Below are 1,695 nucleotides of genomic sequence, written 5' to 3'. Positions count from 1 at the left end.
GGTTTCAGTGATTAAGGTAGTAAAATTCAGCTAAGTCTGTATCGTAGCAAACGTGTTATGCAGGCGTTATAAAGCAAAAGGAGTTCAAATTGGAAATGGATATATTCGTAGTTGATGCGTTCACAAATCAACAGTTTAAAGGTAATTCAGCGGCAGTCATTCCTGTTACGATATGGCCTGAAGCCGAATTGATGCAAAATATTGCAGTTGAAAATAATTTGTCAGAAACAGCCTTTATTAAGCTAATAAAAGAAAATCAATATGAAATTCGTTGGTTTTCACCACTGACTGAAATTGATTTTTGTGGTCATGCTACATTAGCATCAGCACATGTATTATTTAATGAATTGGGTGTTAAAACTGAAATAGAGTTTCATACTGCCAAAGTTGGTATGTTGAAAGTCACTTTAAACACCGATAACGATATTGAAATGGTTTTTCCGACCCAAACACCTGAAGTAATTACTCAGCCTCCACAATCTCTAATTTCAGGCCTTTCCAAAGAGCCTACAACTATCCTAAAAAATAGACAGGCCTATTTTGCCATTTTCAATAATGAGCAGGACGTACGAAAAGTTACGTATAAAACTGAACACTTAAAAGAGTTAGCTCCGTTTGATGTTGTAGTGACATCACTATCTGAATCTGCTGATTATGATTTTGTTTCTAGGTATTTTTGGCCCGCAAACGGTGGCGATGAAGATCCGGTAACAGGATCAATTCATTGTGGTTTAGCTCCTTATTGGGGGGGTATTTTAAACAAAAGTGAATTAATCGCATGTCAAGCGTCTAAGAGAGGTGGCGTTTTAAAATGCGTAGTTAAAGCTGATAATGTCGTTATATCAGGAAAGGCTGTTTTATATTTAAAAGGTAAAATTACGGTGTCGTAAAATTGCTTTATAACAAATGCATCAACACGATTTGCTACATTCGGCATCCTAGGTTTCTTTGGGTTTACCGTATTTAGTGGTAAATTAAAGCTTAATTTGCATAGTAGCAAACGTGTTATGCAGGCGTTATGCGTAAAAAGGAGTTCACGTGAGTATAGTAGAAGCAGAAATATCAGATTTAGAATTGTTCTTTAATTATCTATATAAACAGTTAGAGAAAAATGGCTCGGATGAATTTGATCTTTTTCAACCAATAGCTACTAAAGATTGCCAAGTATCAGATCAACTTCGTAATAAGTTTCGAATTGGTTTTGACGTAGATTTAGGCAATTCTGCTTGGAGGAAGTTATGGTTAGTCAAAGACCAAGTAGGGCATATTTGTGGACATATTGATCTTCGTCATTCTGGAAATGAATATGGTTACCATCGAGTTTTGTTAGGTATGGGAGTTGATACCAATTATCGTAAAAAAGGCATCGGGTTAAATCTGATTGATACGGTGGTTAATTTTTGTATGATAAATCCAAGTATAGATTGGTTAGATCTAAATGTGCTTTCGTGTAATCTTCCTGCAAAGAGTTTGTATCTTAAAAGCGGCTTTCAAATAATTGGTGAATGTCCTGATTGTTATAGAATAGATGGAAAATCAATTTCCGAAATAGCAATGGCAATGGATGTTAGAATTTACGCATAACAAAGCAATCAACACGATTTACTACATTCGGCGTTGTGGGTTTGCCTTTAATTTCAGTGATTAAGGCGGTAAAATTCAGTTAAGTCTGTGTCGTAGTAAACGTGTTATTGC

At 35.4% G+C, this 1,695-nt stretch carries 2 protein-coding genes; both read left to right on the top strand.

Going from position 1 to position 1,695, the window contains the following annotated elements; all coding sequences use genetic code 11:
* Positions 1-89 precede the first annotated feature (89 nt).
* A complete protein-coding gene (locus PVK62_RS17230; protein WP_176713330.1) occupies positions 90-890 on the top strand; it encodes a PhzF family phenazine biosynthesis protein in 801 nt (266 codons plus the stop codon).
* Positions 891-1,038: 148 nt separating this feature from the next.
* Positions 1,039-1,584 carry a GNAT family N-acetyltransferase gene (locus PVK62_RS17225; protein ID WP_274445607.1) on the top strand — a complete coding sequence of 182 codons (546 nt, stop codon included), beginning with the start codon at positions 1,039-1,041 and terminating at the stop codon, positions 1,582-1,584.
* The last annotated feature ends 111 nt before the right edge of the window (positions 1,585-1,695 follow it).

Origin of the sequence: Aliivibrio sp. S3MY1 (genome assembly GCF_028765575.1) — a bacterium.
Lineage (GTDB): Bacteria > Pseudomonadota > Gammaproteobacteria > Enterobacterales > Vibrionaceae > Aliivibrio.
This window is presented reverse-complemented; position numbering and strand designations above follow the sequence as displayed.